We start from the raw sequence: 23,553 nt of genomic DNA, 5'->3' as shown, positions 1-23,553 counted from the left end.
CCATAAAGAGTTATGAGTCAATTATCAGTGCTTGCAGTAATCCGTGGGTAGAATATGGCGAATTACAGAATGTGAAATAAATAACGCATATCTATTGAATCAGATGATCAAATTTACTGTATGGGAGTAAAGGGATGTCTGATATAACCACTGAAAAAAGTGATCTGATTTATTCACTGGAGGATAAACCTCCATTTAATCAATCGATGGTAAGTGCTATTACGCATTTATTGGCTATTTTTGTACCCATGGTGACACCGGCGTTAATTGTCGGCACAGCACTGTCATTACCTGCGGATGTGACCGCTTACCTGGTTTCCATGGCAATGATTGCCTCGGGGATTGGTACTTGGCTGCAAGTAAACCGCTATGGCCGTGTCGGCTCGGGTTTACTGTCGATTCAATCCGTCAACTTCTCCTTTGTAACGGTGATGATCTCTCTGGGCAGCACCATGAAAGCAGACGGCCTGCATGTAGAAGCGATGATTTCTACCTTGCTTGGGGTCTCGTTTGTTGGGGCCTTTCTGGTGGTCGGCTCCTCGTTTATTTTGCCTTATCTTAAACGCGTGATTACCCCCACCGTCAGCGGCGTGGTGGTACTGATGATCGGACTTAGCCTGATCAAAGTGGGCATCATCGATTTCGGCGGCGGTTTCGCGGCTAAAAGTAGCGGTACTTTCGGTAGCTATGAAAGCATTGGTATTGGTCTGTTGGTGCTGGTGGTGGTGATCGGTTTTAACTGTTCGCGGCATCCTTTATTGCGTATGGGCGGTATTGCTATTGGCATTGTCGTCGGTTATGTGGTGGCGCTGTTCTTAGGTCTGGTGGATTTTTCGGTGATGCAGAATCTACCGCTTATTACCGCCCCCGTGCCCTTTAAATACGGTTTCTCTTTTGATCTTCACGCCTTTTTGGTCGCTGGCACTATTTATCTGCTAAGTGTGCTGGAAGCAGTGGGGGATATCACCGCAACGGCAATGGTGTCTAATCAGCCGATTAAAGGGGAGGCATATACTTCGCGCCTGAGTGGCGGGGTCTTGGCAGATGGCCTGGTCTCGGTGATTGCGACTATGTTGGGTTCATTGCCGCTAACGACATTTGCGCAAAATAATGGGGTGATTCAGATGACTGGCGTGGCCTCCCGCCATGTCGGTAAATTTATTGCGGTCATTCTGGTCATTTTAGGGCTGTTCCCAGTGGTGGGGCGCTTTTTTACCACTATTCCTGCCCCGGTACTCGGGGGGGCAATGACGCTGATGTTTTCGATGATTGCCATCGCTGGTATTCGCATCATTATTTCTAACGGCTTAGACCGCCGGGAAACCATTATTGTCGCCACCTCGTTGGGATTGGGCCTGGGGGTTTCTTACGATCCTGAAGTATTCCGCGTATTACCCGCCTCAATTTATGTCCTAGTGGAAAACCCGATTTGTGCTGGTGGGTTGACGGCGATCATTCTCAATCTGCTGATACCACTGAATGAAATAAAGAGCCGCAGCGAGGTGACTTCTTCATTAGAAATCGCCCCTGAAGGGGAAAATAAAAATTAGGTTTATATAAAATAAGGGATTTGGCAATGGAAAAAGAGCAATCAATCAAAGCGGTGCGGGGCAGTTTTCTGGATATTAGCCGCACGGTGGAATATCCAGAAGAAATAGAAGGACATCTGCGGTTTATCAAGGATGGTTTATTACTGATCCAAAATGGACGTGTGGCATGGTTTGGCACCTGGGAAGAAGGGCACCACCAAATTCCAGACAGTGTTCGGGTGCGTGATTATAGCGGTAAAATGATCGTGCCAGGTTTTATCGATACCCATATTCATTATCCGCAGTGTGAAATGGTCGGCGCTTATGGTGAGCAACTGTTGGATTGGCTGAATAAGCACACCTTCCCAGCAGAAAAGCGTTATAACGACATTGAATACTCGCGTGAAATGTCGACGTTTTTCATTAAACAGTTGCTGCGCAATGGCACCACCACCGCATTGGTTTTTGGTACGGTTCACCCTGAATCCGTTGAAGCGCTATTTGAGGCCGCCCATCACATCAATATGCGTATCATTGCCGGTAAGGTGATGATGGACCGCAATGCGCCAGATTATCTATTGGATACCCCAGAGAGCAGTTATAGCCAAACCAAAGCCTTGATTGAGCGTTGGCATAAAAAGGACCGTTTGCTGTACGCCATTACACCGCGTTTTGCCCCCACCTCGTCACCACAGCAACTTGAAATGGTGCAACGGTTACGTGAGGAATACCCAGACACCTATCTGCATACTCACTTATCGGAAAATAAAGACGAAATTGCTTGGGTAAAAGAGTTATTCCCAGAGCGCAAAAATTATCTTGATGTCTATCACCACTATGGTCTGACCGGCAGAAAAAGCGTGTTTGCCCACTGTATCCATTTGGAAGAGTCGGAGTGGGATTGCTTGCATGATACCCATTCATCTATTGCGTTCTGCCCGACCTCCAACCTGTATCTGGGGAGTGGCTTGTTCAAACTCTCTCAAGCCTGGCGGAAAAAGGTCAAGGTGGGGATGGGGACCGACATCGGTGCTGGAACCACGTTCAATATGCTGCAGACCCTGAACGAAGCCTACAAAATCATGCAACTGCAGAGTTACCGTTTGTCGGCTTATGAAGCATTCTATCTGGCGACATTGGGGGGGGCTGATGCCCTGGGGCTGGCAGACACTATTGGTAATTTCAATGTCGGCAAAGAGGCAGATTTTGTGGTCCTTGAGCCGACGGCGACACCATTGCAACAATTGCGTTACGACAATTCGAAAACCTTGATGGATAAGCTTTTTGTCATGATGACACTCGGGGATGATCGCTCAATATATCGGACTTATGTTGATGGCCGACTGGTATACGAGCGCACTTAAACAAATGACTGTAATTGACCCGGATTGGCTTTACCCCATTTATTGGTCAAGGCAAGAGAACGATAAAGAGCACTGACAGGGGTAAGCCTCAATGGACCTTCAGAGGACATAAATATGTCACAGATAGAGACAGAGCAAACCAAGAAACCCGCCAGTTCAATAGATAACTATTTTAAAATTACCGAGCGGGGGAGTACGGTCCGGCAGGAAGTATTAGCCGGGTTGACCACTTTTCTGGCAATGGTGTACTCAGTGATTGTGGTACCTGGCATGTTGGGCCAGGCTGGTTTCCCGCCTACGGCGGTGTTTGTGGCGACCTGCCTGGTTGCGGGTGTCGGTTCGCTGGTGATGGGGGTGTGGGCGAACCTGCCCATGGCGATTGGTTGCGCCATCTCATTAACGGCTTTTACTGCCTTCAGTCTGGTACTTAATCAGCAGATCAGCATCCCGGTGGCGCTAGGGGCTATTTTTTTAATGGGCTTTTTCTTCACTGCTATTTCGGTAACCGGTATCCGCTCATGGATATTGCGTAACTTACCGATAGGCATCGCCCACGGTACCGGGATTGGCATCGGGCTGTTTTTACTGCTGATCGCCGCCAATAGTGTGGGCATGGTGGTCAAGAACCCAATGGCAGGGTTACCTGTGGCGTTAGGTTCCTTTGTTTCCTTCCCGGTCATTATGTCACTGGTGGGGCTTGCATTGATTTTTGGACTGGAAAAGCAGCGTGTTCCTGGTGGGATTTTATTGGTGATCATCGGTATTTCGCTGGTCGGTTTGGTTTTTGATCCCAACGTAAAATATCAAGGGTTGTTCGCACTACCCAGCCTGTCAGGGCCGGATGGTAAATCACTTATTTTCAGTCTGGATATTAAAGGTGCGCTGAATCCGCTGGTGTTGCCCAGTGTACTGGCACTGGTAATGACGGCAGTATTTGATGCGACGGGGACTATCCGGGCAGTTGCTGGGCAGGCCAATCTACTGGATGAAGATGGGCAGATTATCAATGGGGGCCGTGCATTAACCACCGACTCCATGAGCAGTATGTTTTCTGCGTTGGTGGGGGCTTCTCCGGCGGCAGTGTATATTGAATCGGCAGCGGGAACCGCAGCCGGGGGCAAAACCGGGGTGACGGCCGCAGTAGTCGGGGTGCTTTTCCTGCTGATGTTGTTCTTGTCACCGCTGTCTTATCTGGTACCGGTTTACGCTACTGCACCAGCCCTGATGTATGTCGGGCTGTTGATGTTAAGTAACGTCGCCAGGTTAGACTTTGATGACTCGGTGGGAGCCATGTCAGGCCTGGTCTGTGCGGTGTTTATTGTGCTGACCTGTAATATTGTTACCGGCATCATGCTGGGCTTCAGCACCCTGGTGATTGGCCGCATCTTCGCTAATGAATGGCGCAAACTGAATATCGGTACGGTACTGATTGCGGTAGCGTTAGTGGCCTTCTATGCGGGGGGCTGGGCGATTTAATTGGCGAGTGTTGTATTATCCCCCTCACAATCAGGTGAGGGGGATTGCCCCATCAGCGTGGGGTTTCTTCATCCAACTGTTGCGCTTTTTGTACGGCTTTGATGATGCTGGTATAGCCAGTGCAACGGCATAAATTACCCGCCAGTCCACGGCGAATTTCCTGCTCGGTGAGCGGTTGTCCACGAAAACGTTCCACCATCGAGGTACTGGTCATTACAAACCCGGGGGTACAGAAGCCACATTGTACCGCGCCGGTATCCACATAGGCTTGCTGTACCGCAGAAAGGTGTCTGCCTTTGACTTCCCCTTCAGCAGTGCGAATGGACTTGCCATCGGCCCAAAGCGCCAGATAGATGCAGGTATCGGTGGCTATATCATCGATCAGTACCGTACAGGCACCGCATTCCCCGACGCTACACCCCTGTTTGACACTATTGAGCCCCTGTTGGCGTAGTAACTCCATCAGTGACATGCGTGGGTCAATATTAAACTGATAGGCACGACCATTAATGGTGCAATTGATCATCATAATAGTTCTCCTCCCGCCCGTTGAGCGGCCTGGGCCAGAACACGCTCAGCCAGGGTACGAATAATTTGCATACGGAATTCTTTGGCAGCACGCCATGATGAACGGGGCTGCACATCACGTATCACCGCTTCACCCACCGCCGCCAGGGTTTGCCGGTTAAATGGTTGGCCCAGGGCGGTACGCTCGGCATGAGGGGCGCGGATAGGCGTCGGTGCGGCAACACCAAACGCCAGTTTGACCTCACTGAAACGGCCATTTTCAATTTTGCAGGCAGCAGCACAACCGATGGTGGCGATATCCATGGCGTCACGCATGGCGTATTTGTAATAGCTGGCCCCTATATTCTGATAGTGCTGAGCTTTGAACAGAAAGGCGACTGCCACTTCCCCTTGCACCAGCGCCACTTTGCCGGGGCCGGTGTGAAAGCCAAGCATTGGGGTACGGCGTAGGCCATTAACAGTGGCGATTTCCAATTCTGCTTCCATCACCACGCAAGGTGAGGCGGAGTCTGCACTGGTGGCACCATTACAGATATTCCCCCCCAGTGTGGCTCGGTTGCGCACTTGTGGCCCTGCAATGGTCGTGGCGGCTTCAGCCAATACCGGAACATGGCGCTGAACCAACGGCGAGTCGATGATCTGGCTGAAGGTGGTGCCGCTGCCAATGCGTAACGTGCCGTCTGGCAGTAGGCTGATGCCGTTTAACTCAGCCAAATCATGGATATCCACCAGATGACGATATTTACCATTCATATGATGGAGCTGGATCAATACGTCGGTACCGCCAGCAATTAATCGGGCTTGCGGGTTGGCAGCCAAGTGGCGCACGGCATCGTCGATACTGGTCGCCTGATAATAATCTGCGATGTCATACATTGTTGTTCTCCTGTGGCTCGAGCAGACCCGCCTGCACGAAATGCCGATAGAGTGCTTTGGGTGTCAGGGGCAAGTCATCAATTTTCACGCCGGTTGCCATCCAGATGGCATTACGAATGGCCGGCGCCGGGGAGATCAACGGCGGTTCACCCAGAGCTTTGTGCCCATAGGCGGATTGCGGTTCATAGGTTTCAATAAATTCGCAGTCCAGGTCCGGCAGGTCGAGAATCGTCGGGAACTTGTAATCCAGCAGGTTGTTATTGCGCACGATGCCGGTTTTTTCGTCTACGATCATCTCTTCGAACAGGGTCCAACCGATCCCCATCCCCATGCCGCCATGCACTTGGCCTTCCGCTAACTGCGGGTTGAGGACCTGACCGGAGTCATGCAGGTTGATAATCTTGTTGATAGTGACTTTGCATAATGGAATATCCACGGTGAGGTCGACAAAGGTACAACCAAAAGCCGGGGGATTACTGCGGGTCTTGCAGGAGACCTCAGCGATCAACTGCCCACCGACCTCCTGGTCGTAATGCGCACTCATGGAAACGTCTTGTACTGAGAACAAGACCTTTTCGGGCATCTCGCTAAACACCACATTGCCGTCAATAATATCGAGCGCCCATTCTGGCTGGCTGCTCATATAGGCGGCCTGTTTCAGGATCTTGGCACGCAGTTCTGTGGCCGCCTGGCGAACGGCCGGGGCGGTGACATAACTTTGCCTTGAAGCAAAGGCACCGGGGTCGAAGGCGGTGATGTCAGTATCTTGCGTTGAGTTAACATGCAGGGTCGAGAAGGGGACGCCAATGGTTTCAGCCGCCATTTGGGCGAAAACGGTATCTGAACCCTGGCCGATTTCTGTGGCACCAACGTGCAGAATGATGGTGCCATCCTGGTTCATCAATAGGCGGGCACTGGCGATCTCTACCCCTACCGGATAAGTATTTGATGAATAGCTTAAACAGGCGACACCCACGCCTCGGCGGATCGGGCCAGTTTGATTCAGGCAGGCACTGCGCCGGGCATCCCATTCAAACAGTTCCTTACCCCGTAACAGGCACTCAAGAATACCGGCACTCTTAATCTCTTTATGATTAAGTGGGTTGGTGTCACCTTGGCGGGCGACATTTTTGATTCGCAGCTCGAGGGGGTCGATGCCCAGTTTGGCGGCTGCCTCATCAATCATGCATTCCAGCGCAAAAGTGACTTGCGGTGCGCCATAGCCGCGCATGGCACCAGCGTTGGGCAGATTGGAATAGAAGGTGGTGGCTTTATAGCCCAAGGCAAGACGTGGGTAGAGATAGGCAATTTTATTCACCCCGGCGGAAGCAATGGAGTGCCCGTGGGAGGCATAGCCACCGGTGTTAGAGAGCACGTCCAGGCTATAGGCTTGCAGTACACCGTGCTGATCGACCGCCATCTTACCGCTGATATCAAAGGAATGGCGCGTACGTGATGCCAGAAAACACTCCTCACGGTTCAGCTCCACTTTAACGGGGATGCCACCGAGTTTCCAGGTGAGAAATGCCGCCATCGGTTCTTCCAAGACATCCTGCTTATTACCAAAACCCCCACCGATATAGGGTTTGATCACCCGGATAGCGGACCAGGGCAGCCCCAGTGCCTGACCGACTACACGGCGCACAATATGGGGGATCTGGGTACTGGAGACGATCACGATACGATCCATCTGGTCCATATAGGCGTATGAAGTTACCCCTTCCAGATGGCAGTGCTGCACGACATGGGTGTAGTAGTTACCGGTGACCAAAATGTCAGCGGCGGCGAAGGCGGCTTCAGGATCCCCCCCTTGCAGTGCATGTTGTTTCAGCAGGTTACTTTCCCCTCCATGCAGTAGCGGGGCATCGGCGGCTAACGCGGCTGCGGCAGTGGTCATCACCGGCAGTTCCTGATATTCAACCTCCACCAGCATAGCGGCCTTTTCAGCCGTCAATGGGTCACAGGCCACAACGATGGCCACCCCATCACCATGGTGGCGCACATGGTTAGTTAATAGCTGTTTATCTGCGACATCATGTTTATTGGCATCCAACGACCAGGCATGGCCAGCGGTTGGGAAGAGATAGGACGGGATATCCTGATAAGTGAAAATGGCTTCCACACCAGGGAGTTGCAAGGCTTTTTCGGTGTCGATGCGGGTGACCAGGCCATGGGCGATGGGGCTACGGACATACTTGGCATAGCGCATACCAGGCATAGTTAAATCATCGGTGTAGCGAGCTCGACCAGTGACTTTTGCCTCGGCATCTACACGCTTATGCGATGTTCCTAAAGACATCTTAGCCTCCTTGATGAGGGCAATGAGTTGTGATCAAAGAATACAGCAAGGAACAGGCCAAAAAGTGTCGATTAGCCAGCAGGAAGAGGATTTTGTTGATTGAGTTTGAACAATATTATCGACGGTTAATTTATCGTCTGTGTTGCCTATTGGGTTTGGCGGAATCTCAATAAGATGGCTTGAGTCAGTACACGAAAGGGGTCAATCATTATCATATTAATAACGGCAATTATCAGTTTGATAATGAGGTGATAGCAGGTTGGCGGCAGATGCCGCCAGTGCTTGTCAGACGCTGTTGCTTGAAGCGGGGCAGATAGATAGCTATTGCTATTTAAGCCGCCAAGGTATGTTCCCTGAAGGCCACCAGCAACTCGGCGATAAACGTCAGCCGTTTCAACCGGTCGGAGAGATCAAGTGTAAACTTGAGCTTGGTCGGCCCATCCAGGCGGTAAACCGGTGGTTTGCTTTGCAGCAAGCCAATCAAATACCCGGGATCAACCTGATTCTTGTCACCAAATTCAATAAAACCACCACGCTCGTTACCTTCAATGCGCTTGATACCCAACTTGAGTGCCTGTTGCCGCATGGCGGCACTTTGTAGCAGGTTACGAGCCGCATCCGGCAGCAATCCAAAGCGGTCAATTAACTCGACTTTTAACTCTTCCAGTTCCCCTTCATTTTTAGCGCTGGCGATGCGTTTATAAAAGGATAAGCGGGTATTGACGTCTGGAATAAAGTCATCCGGTAGCAGAGTTGGCATGCGCAGTTCAACTTCGCTTTGCTGACTGGTGAGATCTTCCAGTGACGGTTCACGGCCATTTTTCAACGCATCAACCGCACTTTCCAACAGTTCCATATACAGTGAGAAACCGACAGTGGTCATCTGGCCGCTTTGTTCCTCCCCCAGCAACTCCCCAGCACCACGGATCTCCAGATCGTGAGTCGCCAGGGCAAAGCCAGCGCCCAAATCCTCTAACGAGGCAATGGCTTCCAAGCGCTTATGTGCGTCGGTACTCATCACTTTCGGATTAGGTGTTAACAAGTAAGCATAAGCTTGATGGTGGGAGCGGCCAACACGGCCACGCAACTGATGCAGTTGCGCTAAGCCGAAGCGATCTGCCCGCTCAATGACAATGGTATTGGCGCTGGGAATATCAATCCCGGTTTCAATAATGGTGGTACACACCAAGACATTGAAGCGTTGGTGATGGAAATCGTTCATCACCCGTTCCAGATCACGTTCACGCATCTGGCCGTGGCCGATGGCGATACGTGCTTCGGGCACCAGTTCTGCCAAGCGCTGGGCTGCTTTATCGATACTGTCCACGTCGTTATGCAGGTAATAAACCTGACCACCACGCAGTACCTCACGAAGGATTGCTTCACGGACCACCAGACTGTCGTATTCACGAACAAAGGTTTTTACTGCCAAACGGCGGGCTGGTGGGGTGGCGATGATCGAAAGATCACGCATGCCACTCATGGCCATATTCAGGGTACGTGGAATCGGCGTAGCGGTGAGTGTCAGGATATCAACATCAGCTCGCATGGCTTTGATGCGCTCTTTATGGCGCACGCCAAAACGGTGTTCTTCATCGACAACCAGCAGCCCCAGATCTTTCCAGCGCAGATCGCTTTGTAACAGCTTATGGGTACCGATAATGATATCCACTTTACCTTCTACGGCTTCTTGCAGGGTATGTTGCTGCTCTTTAGCACTGCGGAAGCGTGACATCATCTCAATACGGAATGGCCAGTTAGCGAAGCGATCACGGAAGTTATCGAAGTGCTGTTGTGCCAACAAGGTGGTGGGGACCAGCACCGCCACCTGTTTGCCATTTTCTACCGCCAGAAAAGCGGCACGCATCGCCACTTCTGTTTTGCCAAAACCAACGTCACCGCAGACTAGACGGTCCATTGCCAGTGGTTGGCACATGTCGCTCAGCACGGCGTTGATGGCCTGCTCTTGGTCGGGTGTCGTCTCAAACGGGAAGGTTTGGCAGAACAGTTGATATTGCTCGCGATCATGTTTGAACGCAAAGCCGGATTTAGCCGCCCGCTGGGAATAAATATCCAGCAGCTCTGCCGCGACATCGCGCACCCGCTCCGCCGCTTTTTGCCGCGCACGGGACCAGACATCACTCCCCAGTTTGTGTAATGGGGCGTTATCATCAGCTCCCCCGGCGTAGCGGTTAATCAGATGCAGGGAAGAGACCGGGACATAGAGCTTGTCCTCACCGGAATATGCGAGGATCAGGTATTCCGCCTTGATGCCGCCGGCTTCCAGTGTGGTCATCCCCACATAGCGCCCAACGCCATGCTCAAGGTGGACTACCGGCTGCCCCGGGTGTAGTTCCGCCAGGTTACGGATCAGGGTATCGGTGTTGATGGTACGGCGGTTATCTCGCCGACGGTTGCTGACACGTTCACCAAGCAGGTCACTTTCACAGATCATGGCTCGGTTACGTAACGTATCAATAAAACCGCGCTCGGCCGCGCCCACCATCAGGTAACTGCCGGTGGCGTTGAGCTCATCAAGGCGCTGGATCACTGGCGGATTGAGTTTGATGCGGCCTAGCAATTCTTGCAGGGTTTCACGGCGGCCTTCACTTTCTACCGAAAACACCGTACTGCCGGTAAAATGCTCAATAAAGCGGCGCAGATTATCCAGCGGTGATTTATGCTGGGCTTGAACGGCCAGATCGGGTAAGGGTTGATAACCCAAGTTACAGCACCCGGCTTTGTCAGGTAACTCTTCAGGTTTCAGAGCAATCCGTGGCCAGGCTTTTAGCTCACCAAACAGCGCATCAACCCGTAGCCACAATGTTTCTGGGGGGAGCAGGGGGCGCATTGGGTCAATTCGCCGGCCTTCATAGCGCTGATTAACATCTTGCCAGAAGCGCTCTGCGGCACTTTCCAGATCGCCAGTATTCACCACCAGTGTATTGGCTGGCAGGTAGCTGAACAGAGAAACCAGGGGTTGGCTGAAGAACAGGGGTTGCCAATATTCAATGCCCGCCGGCCAAGTGCCTTTACTGACTTGTTGATAAATATGTTCGGCATCGCGGCGGACTTCAAACTGTTCGCGCCACTGGCTACGGAAGAGCTCAATGGCATTTTTATCCGTCGGGAATTCGTGTGCGGGCAGCAGATTGATCGACTCGACTTCACTCAGCGTCCGTTGACTATCTACGTCAAAGGTGCGCAGGCTGTCGATTTCATCATCAAAAAAGTCGATGCGAAAAGGGGCATCGCTCCCCATGGGGAACAAGTCCAGCAGGGCGCCGCGAGTGGCGAATTCACCATGCTCCATCACCTGATCGACACAACGATAGCCCGCCTGCTCTAATTGGGTACGCAGCAGGTCCCTTGACAGGCGCTGGCCTTTCTTCATCACCAGGGCGTGTCCGCGCAAAAACTCATGCGGGCAAACACGCTGCATCAAGGTGTTGACGGGCAGAATAATAATGCCGCTCTCCATAGCAGGCAGATGGTATAGCCTGGAAAGACGGGAAGAGATGATCTCCTGGTGAGGTGAGAAACTATCGTAGGGCAAGGTTTCCCAGTCGGAGAGGGTGGTCACCATCTGGTCGGTAAACTGCTGGATTTCATCACGTAGCCGCAGCGCGTTTTGCATATCTGGGGCAATGAGCAGCACCGGGCCGGAATGGCGCTCAGTGATTTCAGCACATTCAACGGCACAGGCTGAGCCGGTAAGCTGCCCAAGTTGACGCAAATCACCCGCACGAACAGGGAGTGGGTAACGGGCAGAGGATAAAGCAGAACGGCGACTATTATCAGAAGTACTCATGCAGTTATCTTTACTTAATCAATGAAATGTCCCTGTTGTCATACAGGCTGAGGGAAAGCGTTTCTCCCATTAAGTGCTTTTGACCTGAGGCAACGTGGATAAACTTGAATATATACTAGCCCAGAGCGCTATAAACTGACACCGCTAAAAGTAAACGCAAGAAGTTAGCTGGTAGTTATTTCACCAATCCAATTCGCTGTGTGTAATAGCACTTTACTCTAAGCGTCAGGTCGGTGGGAGTGACGCGGAACGCCGACACGCCGTAAACCCGTCCTTGGGGGCTCGTATCGCGCGTCCATGCGCTCAACGGTCGGCTAACCTGCATCACTCGCACCTGTAGCAGCCACTATTTGTCTGGAATGAAAAAGAAATTGTCTGGAATGAAAAAGAGAGCCTAGGTGTGCCAGCCACAAAAATTGGCTCAAAGCGAGGGTGCTTGCGAGAATAAAACCGTGCAGGTGGTTCCATAAAGCGGGTAGAGCCTTTATTATCCTTGATTACTTTGCTTAAGCTACCGCAATAAAACGGATTTCATGTATCAACCTGTCGCGTTATTTATCGGCCTGCGCTATATGCGAGGGCGTGCCTCAGACCGCTTTGGGCGGTTTGTCTCCTGGCTATCCACCATCGGCATTACCCTGGGGGTGATGGCGCTGGTTACTGTGCTTTCGGTGATGAATGGCTTCGAAAGAGATCTCGAAAACAACATTCTAGGCTTGATGCCGCAAGCGCTGGTTACCAGCAAACAGGGCTTTATTAATCCTGAACAGTTTCCCGCCTCCTCATTACAAAGCTTGCAAGGGGTGAAACGTGTCACTCCGTTGACCACCGGTGATGTGGTGTTGCAAAGCGCGCGCAGTGTGGCGGTGGGGGTGCTGTTGGGGGTTAATCCTGATGAGGCTGATCCACTGGCCCCTTATCTAGTGACGGCTAAACAGCAGCAACTTCAGCCGGGTGAATACAACACTATTCTTGGTGAGCAGCTTGCAGAACAACTGGGGGTTAAACCCGGTGATCAACTGCGCTTGATGGTACCCAGCGCCAGCCAGTTCACCCCGATGGGGCGCATCCCAAGCCAACGCTTGTTTACGGTGATTGGCACCTTCCACGCCAATAGTGAGGTAGATGGTTACCAATTGCTGGTCAATCAGCAGGATGCTTCACGCCTGATGCGTTACCCGGCAGGCAGCGTGACGGGTTGGCGGCTGTTTCTTGAGCAACCGCTGAAGGTGGATACCCTGAGCCAACAGACGTTGCCAGAAGGTGGCGTATGGAAAGACTGGCGCGACCGTAAAGGTGAGTTGTTTCAGGCCGTCAGGATGGAAAAGAATATGATGGGGTTGCTGCTTAGCCTGATAGTAGCAGTGGCGGCCTTTAATATTATTACTTCCCTAGGGCTGCTGGTGATGGAAAAGCAGGGGGAAGTGGCCATTTTACAAACCCAAGGCCTGACGCGACGCCAGATTATGGCGGTGTTTATGGTACAAGGTGCCAGTGCCGGCATTATCGGTTCACTGCTGGGTACCTTATTAGGGGTGTTACTGGCCAGCAACCTGAATAACCTGCTGCCGATTCTGGGGGCGCTGATCGATGGTGCTTCGTTGCCAGTGCTGGTTGACCCGCTACAAGTGACCTTGATTGCCCTGGTCGCAATGACGATTTCGCTGTTATCTACGCTTTACCCTTCATGGCGCGCTGCCGCCGTACAACCTGCGGAGGCTTTACGTTATGAATAATCAACTTTTGTTGCAGTGCGACAACCTGTGTAAAACCTATCAGGAAGGTAACTTGCACACCTCGGTACTGCGCGATGTCAGCTTTGCCATGCAACCCGGTGAGATGATGGCGATTGTCGGCAGTTCCGGCTCAGGTAAAAGTACCTTATTACACCTGCTGGGTGGGTTGGATTCGCCCACTTCTGGCGAGGTGATTTATAAAGGGCAGAGCTTGAATACCCTTTCTTCTGCTGCCAAGGCTGAGCTACGTAATCGTCAACTCGGGTTTATTTATCAATTTCACCACTTACTGCCTGATTTCACCGCACTGGAAAATGCGGCAATGCCATTGCTGATTGGCGGCACCAAGCCCGCATTGGCTGAGGAAAAAGCCTTGGCAATGCTGGCAGCGGTGGGGTTGGAAAAGCGCAGTAAACATCGCCCCTCTGAACTTTCCGGTGGTGAGCGCCAGCGCGTGGCCATTGCCCGTGCTTTGGTGAATAGCCCGTCACTGGTACTGGCAGATGAACCTACTGGTAACCTGGATAAGCGCACCGCCGATAGTATTTTCGATCTGTTGGGTGAATTGAATGTGCGTCAAGGGACGGCATTTCTGGTGGTGACTCATGACCTGCAATTGGCAAAACGCTTGAGTCGTCAGTTGGAAATGGTGGATGGCCAGTTACAGGCTGAATCTGCCTTGATGGGGGCCAAGTAATGCGTGCATTGCCACTTTCATTGTTGATGGCACTGCGCTTTAGTGGTGGCCGGCGGCGTGGCGGTATGGTTTCGCTGATTTCGGTGATTTCCACTATCGGGATTGCGCTGGGGGTGGCGGTATTGATCGTTGGCCTGAGTGCCATGAACGGTTTTGAGCGTGAACTGCAGGACCGTATTCTGGCGGTGGTCCCCCATGGTGAGATCGAAGCGGTGGAGCAGCCGTTTGCCGATTGGCCCGAGGCGTTGCAGCGTATAGAACAAGTACCGGGTATTTTAGCCGCCGCGCCCTATATCAATTTCACTGGGTTGATGGAAAACGGTGCACAACTGCGTGCAGTGCAGGTCAAAGGGGTCGATCCTGCACATGAAAGCCGACTCAGTGCGCTACCCAACTTTGTACAAGGTGATGCTTGGGCTAATTTCAAAAGTGGGGAGCAGCAGGTGATCTTGGGTAAAGGGGTGGCCGAAGCCTTGGGCGTATCGGTGGGCTCCTCTGTCACGGTGATGATCCCAAACAGTGATCCGCAGATGAAACTGTTGCAGCCTAAGCGTATTCGCCTACAGGTTAGCGGTATTTTACAACTGAGCGGTCAACTTGATCACAGCTTGGCGATGGTTCCTTTGGCGGATGCCCAGCAATATCTCGATATGGGTGACAGCGTTACCGGCATTGCCATCAAGGTCAATGATGTGTTTGCGGCGAATAAGCTGGTGCGAGATGCCGGTGGCGTGACCAATAGTTACGTCTATATTAAAAGCTGGATTGGTACCTATGGCTATATGTACCGTGATATTCAAATGGTCCGTACCATCATGTATCTGGCGATGGTACTGGTGATTGGTGTGGCCTGCTTTAACATTGTTTCCACCTTGGTGATGGCAGTAAAAGATAAAAGTAGCGATATTGCGGTGCTGCGTACCCTGGGAGCCAAAGACGGTTTTATCCGTGCCATCTTTATTTGGTATGGTCTGCTGGCTGGGTTAGTGGGTAGCCTAAGTGGCGTTGTGATTGGGGTGATTGCCTCACTGCAATTGACACCTATCATTAAAGGGTTAGAGAAGTTGCTCGGTCACTCGTTCCTATCTGGCGATATCTACTTTATTGATTTTCTGCCCTCCGAACTGCATGGGTTAGATGTGGTCATTGTGTTGGCAACCGCGATTATCCTTAGCTTGCTGGCCAGTTGGTATCCTGCCAGACGAGCCAGTCGCATTGATCCTGCCCGCGTCTTGAGCGGCCAATAATAAAAACCTGAGGCTCGATGAAGGGCTCCATTTTTTTAGCTGGAGAGTGTGATGTACTATGGTTTCGATATGGGTGGCACCAAGATTGAACTGGGTGTATTCGATACTGATTTGCAGTGCATCTGGCAAAAACGGGTACCAACACCGCGTGAACACTATCAAGAACTGTTGGCGGTGTTACATGATTTGACCGTTGAGGCCGATAATTTTTGTGGTTCAGCGGGTAAGGTGGGGATCGGTATTCCTGGGTTGCCAAATGAAGATGGCACGTTGTTTACCGCTAATGTCCCTGCAGCCATGGGGCAGCCATTACCTGGTGATCTGAGCCGCTTGATTGGTCGTGAGGTCAGGGTCGATAACGATGCCAACTGCTTTGCCTTGTCTGAAGCCTGGGACCCAGAGTTTCGCCGTTATCCGGTGGTACTGGGTATCATTCTGGGGACAGGTGTCGGTGGTGGTTTGATTGTTGATGGTAAAGTGCTGGCTGGGCGTAACCATATTGCCGGTGAATTTGGCCATTTCCGCTTACCGGTGGATGCGCTGGAGGTACTGGGGCGTGATATTCCACGGGTTGCCTGTGGTTGTGGTCATGCGGGTTGCATTGAAAATTATCTGTCAGGCCGTGGATTTGAATGGATGTATGCGCATTTTTATCAGCAGCAACTGTCAGCACAACAAATTATTGCACATTATCACGCCGGTGAGCCGCAAGCGGTGGCGCATGTTGATCGATACCTAGAGGTGTTGGCTATTTGCCTGGGCAACTTGCTAACCCTTATTGATCCCCATTTAGTGGTGTTCGGTGGTGGTTTATCGAATTTTAGCGAGATTTATCAGGCATTACCTCAGCGCTTGCCGAACTATCTATTATCCGTCGCCAAATTGCCGCGCATCGAACAGGCACGTTATGGTGATGCGGGTGGCGTTAGAGGCGCGGCGTTGCTTAATCTGCGCGATGATAATAGTGCCAGCCCCATTTAAGTTGCAGAGACACACTCAGTGCGTTTTGAACAGCGCTGACCCGGGTATAATTTAAGGAGAGCTTATGCGTACTCATCATCAGCTGTTTCAGTTTCGTAAGAGAAAAAACCTGCTACATCAACGTTTTCGTTCAAGAATTTTTCATCGCGATACCATGGCGACAGCTGAGCTGAAAAAGCCATTTGTGGTGGTATTGACCGGGGCGGGTATCTCTGCTGAGTCCGGTATCCGTACTTTCCGGGCCGTTGATGGGTTATGGGAAGAGCACCGAGTAGAGGATGTGGCGACGCTGGATGGCTTTAAACGCGATCCTGCGTTGGTACAGGCATTTTATAATGCCCGTCGGCAACAGCTTCAGCTGCCTGAAATCGCCCCTAATGCCGCACATCGGGTATTAGCCAGCCTGGAAGAGTGGCTGGGGGATAACTTTCTACTGGTGACACAGAATATCGATAATCTGCATGAGCGGGCTGGCAGCAAGCGGGTAGTGCATATGCACGGTGAGCTATTGAAGGTGCGCTGCACCAGTTCTGGGCAGGTGTTTGAGTGGTCAGGAGATCTCAGCGTGGATGAACGCTGTCACTGCTGTCAGTTCCCGGCACCGCTACGGCCACATGTGGTCTGGTTTGGGGAAATGCCGCTGAAAATGGATGAAATCTACGCCGCATTAGCCAAAGCTGATTTCTTTGTGGCGATTGGTACTTCGGGTAATGTTTACCCGGCGGCGGGTTTTGTACATGAGGCGCGCCTTGGTGGGGCTTATACGATGGAGTTGAACCTGGAGCCCAGCCAGGTGGAAAGCCAGTTTGAAGAGAAACATTATGGCCCGGCCAGTGAAGTGGTGCCTTACTTTGTACACAAGTTTTTGATGGGGAAGATTGAGCGGGCAGACAAATTTTGATGCTTTTAAAATTTTGATGCTTTTAAACATTGATAGTTTTAAACATTGATGGTTTTCCTGCCCAGCGGTCAGGGAGAATATCGACTTCTTCGCCGCTTGACCACTGGCGGCAGACCAACCTTGGTGAATGCGCCAAAGTGGCTGTTTGACGGTGTGCTTTCGCTGAAAACACCTTCATTGGGTGACCGGTTTTGCGTGATGCAAAACCGGCGCATTGGATTAAGCTAATTTCCCCAGACTAATCTGATCTCAGCTAGCATTATCGGTGTGTGCTCCACCGTCAATAGCGACCACCGTGGCCAGCTGACGCGCCCATCGACGTGGCTTAAGAATGATAAGAAATAAGCAACACCCACTTAAAGTGAACGTTGCTTATGTGGTTTATATGCTGCTGGTTAAGTTGATATTAACCCATTATTATTGACGCTTGTGTCATATAATCATCAATAATTGATGAGTTGTAAGCTGCTGGCATCGCATACGAACTCATTACGTTGACCATAGATTCAATTTGGTCAGTGGATAAGGTGACGCCATCTTGGGTTTTTATTTGCTCTAGCGTGGCATTACCAGAATACCAGTTGCTAACAAGTATCTCATCGGTAGTACCAAGCACATTAATCAGCAGTGACTCACCGCCATTGGATAAATCTTTGGTAAACCATAACTGGTTGGATGAAATATCCGTGAACAATAAGACATCGGTTCCGGTATCTGCATAAGTATTATTTTTGGCTTCTTTAATGATGTCCTGACCATCCCCTTTATTGAAGACATAAGTGTCACCACCGAAGAAGCCTTGTAAAATGTCATTACCTTTTCCTCCGGCAAGAATGTTATTTCCATGGTTACCCTGTATGAAGTTATCTAAATCGTTACCGGTATTTTTTAAAGCATATGTTTCGGTAAGATTCATTATCATCATATTTTCGACATTATCCGGAATAAAATAGTCAATAGCCTTATTTGTATATAACTGTATTGTATCAAGCCCGGCATTTTTTTCTTCAAACACATAAAGCGTTGTTCCATGTATTTCATAAACATCGTTTCCATTACCACCATAAAGCATATCATCGCCTTTGGAGATGATTTTATCGTTGCCATTGCCACCGTAGAAGGTGCTACTGGCTGCATCATTGGAAAGATAATCTTCACCGTGAGTGCCGTAGACTACGTTGGTTTGTGTCAGGTAATCCTGAATAACAGTGGAGCTATTGCCTGTTGGCATGGTTTGTTGGGACATCATGCTCACTAACGCTTCAACCTGAGCAATAGACAGTGTAATTCCATCCGCGGTTTGAATTTGCTCCAGCTTGTCGTTACTGGAATACCAGCGATTAACCACTATCTGGTCACTGGTTCCAAGAACCCGTACCATCAGTGATTCATAGCCCCCGTAAGAATATTTACTAAACCAGAGTCTATCGGCATTGATATCAGTGAAACGTAAAATATCGATATCGGTGATGGGTACCGTATTGTTATCGTACTCCCAGATGGTGTCCTGACCATCGCCTAAATTAAATACATAGGTATCGCTGCCTTGATATCCCTGTAAGGTGTCTTTTCCTTTACCGCCAATTAAAAGATTATTGCCAACGTTGCCATTAATAGCATTATCTAGCGCATTACCAGTGATTCCTGAGTGGTTCATATAGGGGTAATTTAGACTGATGTTCTCGATATTATCCGGTGTAATAAACTGAATGGTATTTGTTGTATATATTTCTACTCTATCGATTCCTCCCTGACTCTCTTCTATAATACGGTATTCATTTCCCCATATTTGATATTTATCATTTCCTGCGCCACCAATCAGGGTATCGTTACCTTTGTTGGATATTAATGTATCATTACCGGCACCACCGATAAGAATATTTGTTCCTGCACCACCGGATAGTGTGTCATCTCCATCATTACCATATAGTGTGTCATTACCTGCTCCACCGGTTAAGGTGTCATTGCCCGAACCACCATACAGTGTGGAGTTTGCTGTTCCGGTGCTGATTGAATTATTCTGCTCATTACCATAGAAAAGTTGGTCACCGGAAGGGGATCCGGTACCAGTTTGCGCCAGATAGTCATGAATAATCGTTGAGGTATTTCCTGAAGGCTTAGTCTGGCTAGCCATAATACCAACCAGAGCTTCTATCTGCGCAATGGACAGCACCACGCCATCCTGAGTTTTTATCTGTTCCAGTTTAGCATTATATGTGTACCAGCCATCAATATTAATCTCATCGGTTGTGCCTAATATTGAAACTCTTAGTCCCATATAGCTGGAGGTGCCTGTCTTGGTAAACCATAACTGATTAGCTGAAATATCGGTCAGCAGTAAAACATCGTTATCGGTTGAGGCCGTCTTGTCGTTATAGTATTCACCAATATAATCTTTACCATCGCCACTACTGAATATATAGGTATCACTTCCTTTATAACCCTGTGACCGGTCACTTCCTTTTCGACCTGTAAGGATGTTGTCACCATCGTTACCATACAAATGGTTATTTAAGCTGTTTCCCGTCAGGGTAGAGTTGTAGGTTGCAAAACTATCTAGTTCAAGATGTTCGACATTATCCGAAAGAATATAGTTGGTAACGCCTTTGGTATAAACCATCATAAAGTCGCCATAGCCACCATTCTCTTTTTCAATAACCTGAACATAATCATTGCCGTATATCTGATAACGGTCATCACCCATACCTCCGTATAGTGTGTCCTTACCGTAAGAGACTAGGGTATCGCTGCCATCATCTCCATAGAGAATATTACTACCTTCGCCACCATGAATCCAGTCATTACCGGCACCGCCGTAAATAATGTCATTGCCGGCATTACCGTAAATCGTGTTATTCAGTTCATTGCCGTAAATAATGTCATTACCTTGAGTACCCTTAGCGTTTTCAATATTGGCGCCATAAGCAATACCAATACTGTTTTTTCCGTTATAGGCATTCATAGCTTCTTGTATTATGTTGGTTGAAATATAGACGGAACTACGAGTCCCGCCATTGAGATTCAGTTCAGCACCGTTATTGAAAGCAGAAATATCAATAGTATCGTTACCGCCACCATCCCAAATGGTTTCAAAGAAACTTAGGCTATCAGGGGTATAGGTATAGGTTGTATCTCCAGCGTTGTAGCTGGTATTTGCACCATAAATATGCTGTAGAACCAGCATATCGTAGATACCATAAGTGTGGTTAAATGCATGAGCGGTACGATTTCCTATTTCATCCAGAATATTCAGCCGTTCACCAGTACCATTAGCTTTTTCACCGTGATTATATGACATGAGAGTATCAATTCTATTCATGTCTGAACGATAGGTATCGGTAACCCACTCTCCATTTACTAATGAATGTGTATGGCCAAGCCCCATAATATGACCGAGTTCATGACCTGCTACATCCCAATTATCCTCTAGACTAGGAGATGGTCGATCCTTATACTGCAATTCTGCGTATTCAGCACCATTATTGCTTACCGCTACACCTTCATAAGGAGCCGAATAGGCAGGGGAGTAAACGTGGATATCTCCGGGGGTATTTATTGAGGCATCAATTTCTCTAAAATTAACATTAATAATATTGCTCATCTGCTGAAAAGCATATCTGGCATATTCTTGAGAGGTTTCTGAAATTATTCCGCCATGAAGTTCATCTGTTGGTGCTCGATCCAGACGTACAAAGCTCCATGTATAGGTGTTTTCACCTTCTGAAGGAAGAAACTTTTGATTGTGAGCTAACAGAAAGTCGATATATTCATTGCCTGTTTTGCTGATTGGTGTTTTATAGATTGTCATATAACATCCTTATTGTGTTTTGTAGTGTAGTGGTCAACTAAAACTGACCACTGATTTAGAGTTTTCCCAGTATCGGTTTTCCGATTCGTTTGGGGGGTAACCCACCGTTATATTCATGCAGCCTTAGTGAAGTAGTCAACAAAAACTAGGCTTTTTTGAATAAATCAGATTTGGGGTAAACATCCCCATAGTTGTTTGTGCTGTCATCTATCATGGCGCGTGGCGTGGCTAAACAGGTTATTCAGAAGGCGTAGCAGGTACAGTATTGTACTGAGCCAACAGTCCTTTCACTTCATGCTCGTTTTGAGGAGTTAGGCAAAAATATATTTTTTGCACCCTACCACCATTAAATGGTTTGAAAACGTAAGCATCCGGTGGTATCACCTTGTGTAAATAACCTTATTGGTTATTCTGTTCGTACTAATTAAGCGAAGGTGTTTTTTGCGAAGGGTAGCAGCTCGTCCAGTTGGCTATTTTTCCATGTCGGTATATGAGTAAGAACGAAGCTCAACCAGGTAAAGGGTTCTATACCATTGAGTTTGGCGGTTTGTAGCAGACTCATGATACCGGCCATGCGCTGCCCGGCCAGCAGTGAACCTGCAAAGAGCCAATTTTTTCTACCCAATGCCACAGGACGGATGCAGTTTTCAATATGGTTGTTGTCAATGGGGATCGCGCCATCATCCAGATAACAGAGCAAGGCTGGCCAGCGTTTCAAGGCATGCAGGATAGCTTTGTGGATCCCCGAGTTACCAGGAACTTGATGTTGTTGTGCTAATAACAGGGCATGCAGCGTAGCCAGATGCGGTTTGGCATAACGGTTTCGCCATCGTTGCCGATTTTGGGTTGTTCGCGTTTTTATCAACCGCTCTAATTTGTACAACTCGCGGATGCCGTCCAGTACGCGTTTGGCCAGTGGGTGATGGTTAACTTTGTATTGCTCAAAGAACTTACGTCTGACGTGGGCAAGGCACCCGGCTTCTTTTATTGCGCCAGAAGCAAAGAGTGATTTATAGCCAGCATAGTCATCAACAACCAACGTACCGGTAAAACCGGTCAAAAAAGTCTGTGCATAGCCCCCATTGCGTCCAGGTTGGCAATCAAACATCACCATACGCTGCTCTGCCGCTGCCGGAGAAGCATACGCCCAGAGATAACCACGCTGTGTGGTGCCTTTTTTACCTGCCAGCAGGGTGAGTGGCGTTTCATCAGCGTGCAATACCTTCTGCTCACAGAGTAACGCATGCAACCGTTCGACAAGGGGTTTGAGTGCAACACCCACTTTACCCATCCAGTCAGACAATGTACTGATTGGTAGTGTTATTCCATCGCGAGCGAAGATTTGGCTTTGCCGATACAGCGGAAGATGGTCAACACATTTATTGATGGTGATATGTGCCAATAAACCGGGGGCAGCCTGACCTTTATCAATCACCTGCGCCGGTAACTCGGCACTGTGTACCGTCTGGCAGCACGGGCAACTGTATTGTGGACGCACCGTTTTTCTGACAATAAATTGTGCCGGAATATAATCCAGTGTCTCGTTGATTTCATCACGGAGAAAACGCAGTGGATCACCGCACTGTGGGCAGTTTGCGCTCTCCGGCTCTAGCCTGATTTCTTCACGTGGCAAGTGAGCGGCTAATGCCTGGCGCTTGGGTTTATTTACCGTAGCCAGTGGTGCTGCGGGCAAGGTTTTTTCCAGTTCAGCTTCCAGCGCACTAATATCAGTTTCACTGTCCTCATCCAACAGGCTGAGCTGAGCGGGTGAGAAGTTTTCTGCCTTGCGTCCAAACCGGGCTTGACGTGCCTGAGCCAGCAACTCAGCCAGACGAGTATTCTCACGCTGGAGTTTTATCACCAGCGTGCGTAATTGGTCATTAGTCAGGTCGGACGGCAATGTCATCATGGCAATCATATTACCACATTGATTAAATATCATCATTTAAATCAAATGATTATGTGGTTATTTTTATTGCCACTTCGTCAAAATTTGGCCTTCGATCTGTTGCCAGTCAATGCCTTTTATCAACCACGAAAATTGCTCGGTGGTCAGTGTCCAGGTGGTGTCACCTTCTCGAGGCCAGACAAAATGACCGCGATGTAATCGACGTACCGCCAACCAGACCCCGTGCTTATCCCAGCGCAACAACTTGATGCGAGTGCGTGCTTTATTACAGAAAATAAACGCGGCTTCACTTTGCCAGGTCTGACCGAGATGTTCGGCAACATATTGGGTTAACTTATCCACCCCACACCGCATATCTACGGGCTGGCGAGCAATCCAGACGTGTTCAGGG

General features: G+C 49.7%; 15 protein-coding genes. 8 read left to right on the top strand and 7 right to left on the bottom strand.

Features of this window, described 5'->3' with window-relative positions; genetic code table 11:
* Positions 1-134 precede the first annotated feature (134 nt).
* From IO95_RS00100 to IO95_RS00090, 3 genes are all read left to right on the top strand, one after another.
* Entirely contained in the window at positions 135-1,550 is a 1,416-nt protein-coding gene (locus tag IO95_RS00100) for a nucleobase:cation symporter-2 family protein (protein ID WP_023491801.1), read from the top strand.
* A gap of 26 nt (positions 1,551-1,576) precedes the next feature.
* A complete protein-coding gene (gene guaD / locus IO95_RS00095; protein ID WP_023491799.1) occupies positions 1,577-2,893 on the top strand; it encodes a guanine deaminase in 1,317 nt (438 codons plus the stop codon).
* A gap of 114 nt (positions 2,894-3,007) precedes the next feature.
* Positions 3,008-4,369: an NCS2 family permease gene (locus IO95_RS00090; protein WP_023491798.1), complete on the top strand. Its 1,362-nt coding sequence runs from the start codon at positions 3,008-3,010 to the stop codon at positions 4,367-4,369.
* A 52-nt stretch (positions 4,370-4,421) separates the two neighbouring features.
* On the opposite strand, the gene xdhC is transcribed toward IO95_RS00090, so the two are convergent.
* The 4 genes from xdhC to mfd form a co-directional block, all read right to left on the bottom strand.
* Complete coding sequence (gene xdhC, locus IO95_RS00085) at positions 4,422-4,898, bottom strand: xanthine dehydrogenase iron sulfur-binding subunit XdhC (RefSeq protein WP_037383155.1); 477 nt, start codon at positions 4,896-4,898, stop codon at positions 4,422-4,424.
* The gene (gene xdhB, locus IO95_RS00080) at positions 4,895-5,773 is read right to left on the bottom strand and encodes a xanthine dehydrogenase FAD-binding subunit XdhB (RefSeq protein ID WP_023491795.1); all 879 of its coding nucleotides are present in this window, start codon (positions 5,771-5,773) and stop codon (positions 4,895-4,897) included. Before xdhB ends, xdhC begins: the two co-directional genes overlap by 4 nt.
* Complete coding sequence (gene xdhA, locus IO95_RS00075) at positions 5,766-8,072, bottom strand: xanthine dehydrogenase molybdenum-binding subunit XdhA (protein ID WP_023491793.1); 2,307 nt, start codon at positions 8,070-8,072, stop codon at positions 5,766-5,768. Before xdhA ends, xdhB begins: the two co-directional genes overlap by 8 nt.
* 331 nt (positions 8,073-8,403) lie before the next feature.
* On the bottom strand, positions 8,404-11,883 hold the full coding sequence (gene mfd / locus IO95_RS00070; RefSeq protein WP_023491792.1) for a transcription-repair coupling factor: 3,480 nt from the start codon (positions 11,881-11,883) through the stop codon (positions 8,404-8,406).
* 533 nt (positions 11,884-12,416) lie between these two features.
* Here mfd and lolC point away from each other — a divergent pair.
* From lolC to cobB, 5 genes are all read left to right on the top strand, one after another.
* Positions 12,417-13,619: a lipoprotein-releasing ABC transporter permease subunit LolC gene (gene lolC, locus IO95_RS00065; RefSeq protein ID WP_023491790.1), complete on the top strand. Its 1,203-nt coding sequence runs from the start codon at positions 12,417-12,419 to the stop codon at positions 13,617-13,619.
* The gene (gene lolD / locus IO95_RS00060; RefSeq protein WP_023491788.1) at positions 13,612-14,316 is read left to right on the top strand and encodes a lipoprotein-releasing ABC transporter ATP-binding protein LolD; all 705 of its coding nucleotides are present in this window, start codon (positions 13,612-13,614) and stop codon (positions 14,314-14,316) included. The genes lolC and lolD overlap by 8 nt, the downstream gene beginning before the upstream one ends.
* The gene (gene lolE / locus IO95_RS00055; protein WP_023491786.1) at positions 14,316-15,563 is read left to right on the top strand and encodes a lipoprotein-releasing ABC transporter permease subunit LolE; all 1,248 of its coding nucleotides are present in this window, start codon (positions 14,316-14,318) and stop codon (positions 15,561-15,563) included. Before lolD ends, lolE begins: the two co-directional genes overlap by 1 nt.
* Before the next feature lie 51 nt (positions 15,564-15,614).
* Positions 15,615-16,544, top strand: a complete 930-nt coding sequence (gene nagK, locus IO95_RS00050; protein WP_023491785.1) for an N-acetylglucosamine kinase — start codon at positions 15,615-15,617, stop codon at positions 16,542-16,544.
* A 64-nt stretch (positions 16,545-16,608) separates the two neighbouring features.
* Positions 16,609-17,445: a Sir2 family NAD+-dependent deacetylase gene (gene cobB, locus IO95_RS00045; protein ID WP_023491784.1), complete on the top strand. Its 837-nt coding sequence runs from the start codon at positions 16,609-16,611 to the stop codon at positions 17,443-17,445.
* Positions 17,446-17,851: 406 nt separating this feature from the next.
* Here the strand turns inward: cobB and IO95_RS00040 are convergent, their stop codons facing one another.
* From IO95_RS00040 to tnpB, 3 genes are all read right to left on the bottom strand, one after another.
* On the bottom strand, positions 17,852-21,253 hold the full coding sequence (locus IO95_RS00040) for a calcium-binding protein (protein WP_037383147.1): 3,402 nt from the start codon (positions 21,251-21,253) through the stop codon (positions 17,852-17,854).
* A gap of 424 nt (positions 21,254-21,677) precedes the next feature.
* The gene (locus IO95_RS00035) at positions 21,678-23,171 is read right to left on the bottom strand and encodes an IS66 family transposase (protein ID WP_051791043.1); all 1,494 of its coding nucleotides are present in this window, start codon (positions 23,169-23,171) and stop codon (positions 21,678-21,680) included.
* Positions 23,172-23,225: 54 nt separating this feature from the next.
* Positions 23,226-23,553: IS66 family insertion sequence element accessory protein TnpB (gene tnpB / locus IO95_RS00030; protein WP_072011627.1), on the bottom strand; the 328-nt coding region annotated here is incomplete at its 5' end.

Source organism: Serratia sp. DD3, from assembly GCF_000496755.2.
Note: the sequence above shows the minus strand (reverse complement) of the source record. Positions and strands in the feature narration are given on the sequence as shown.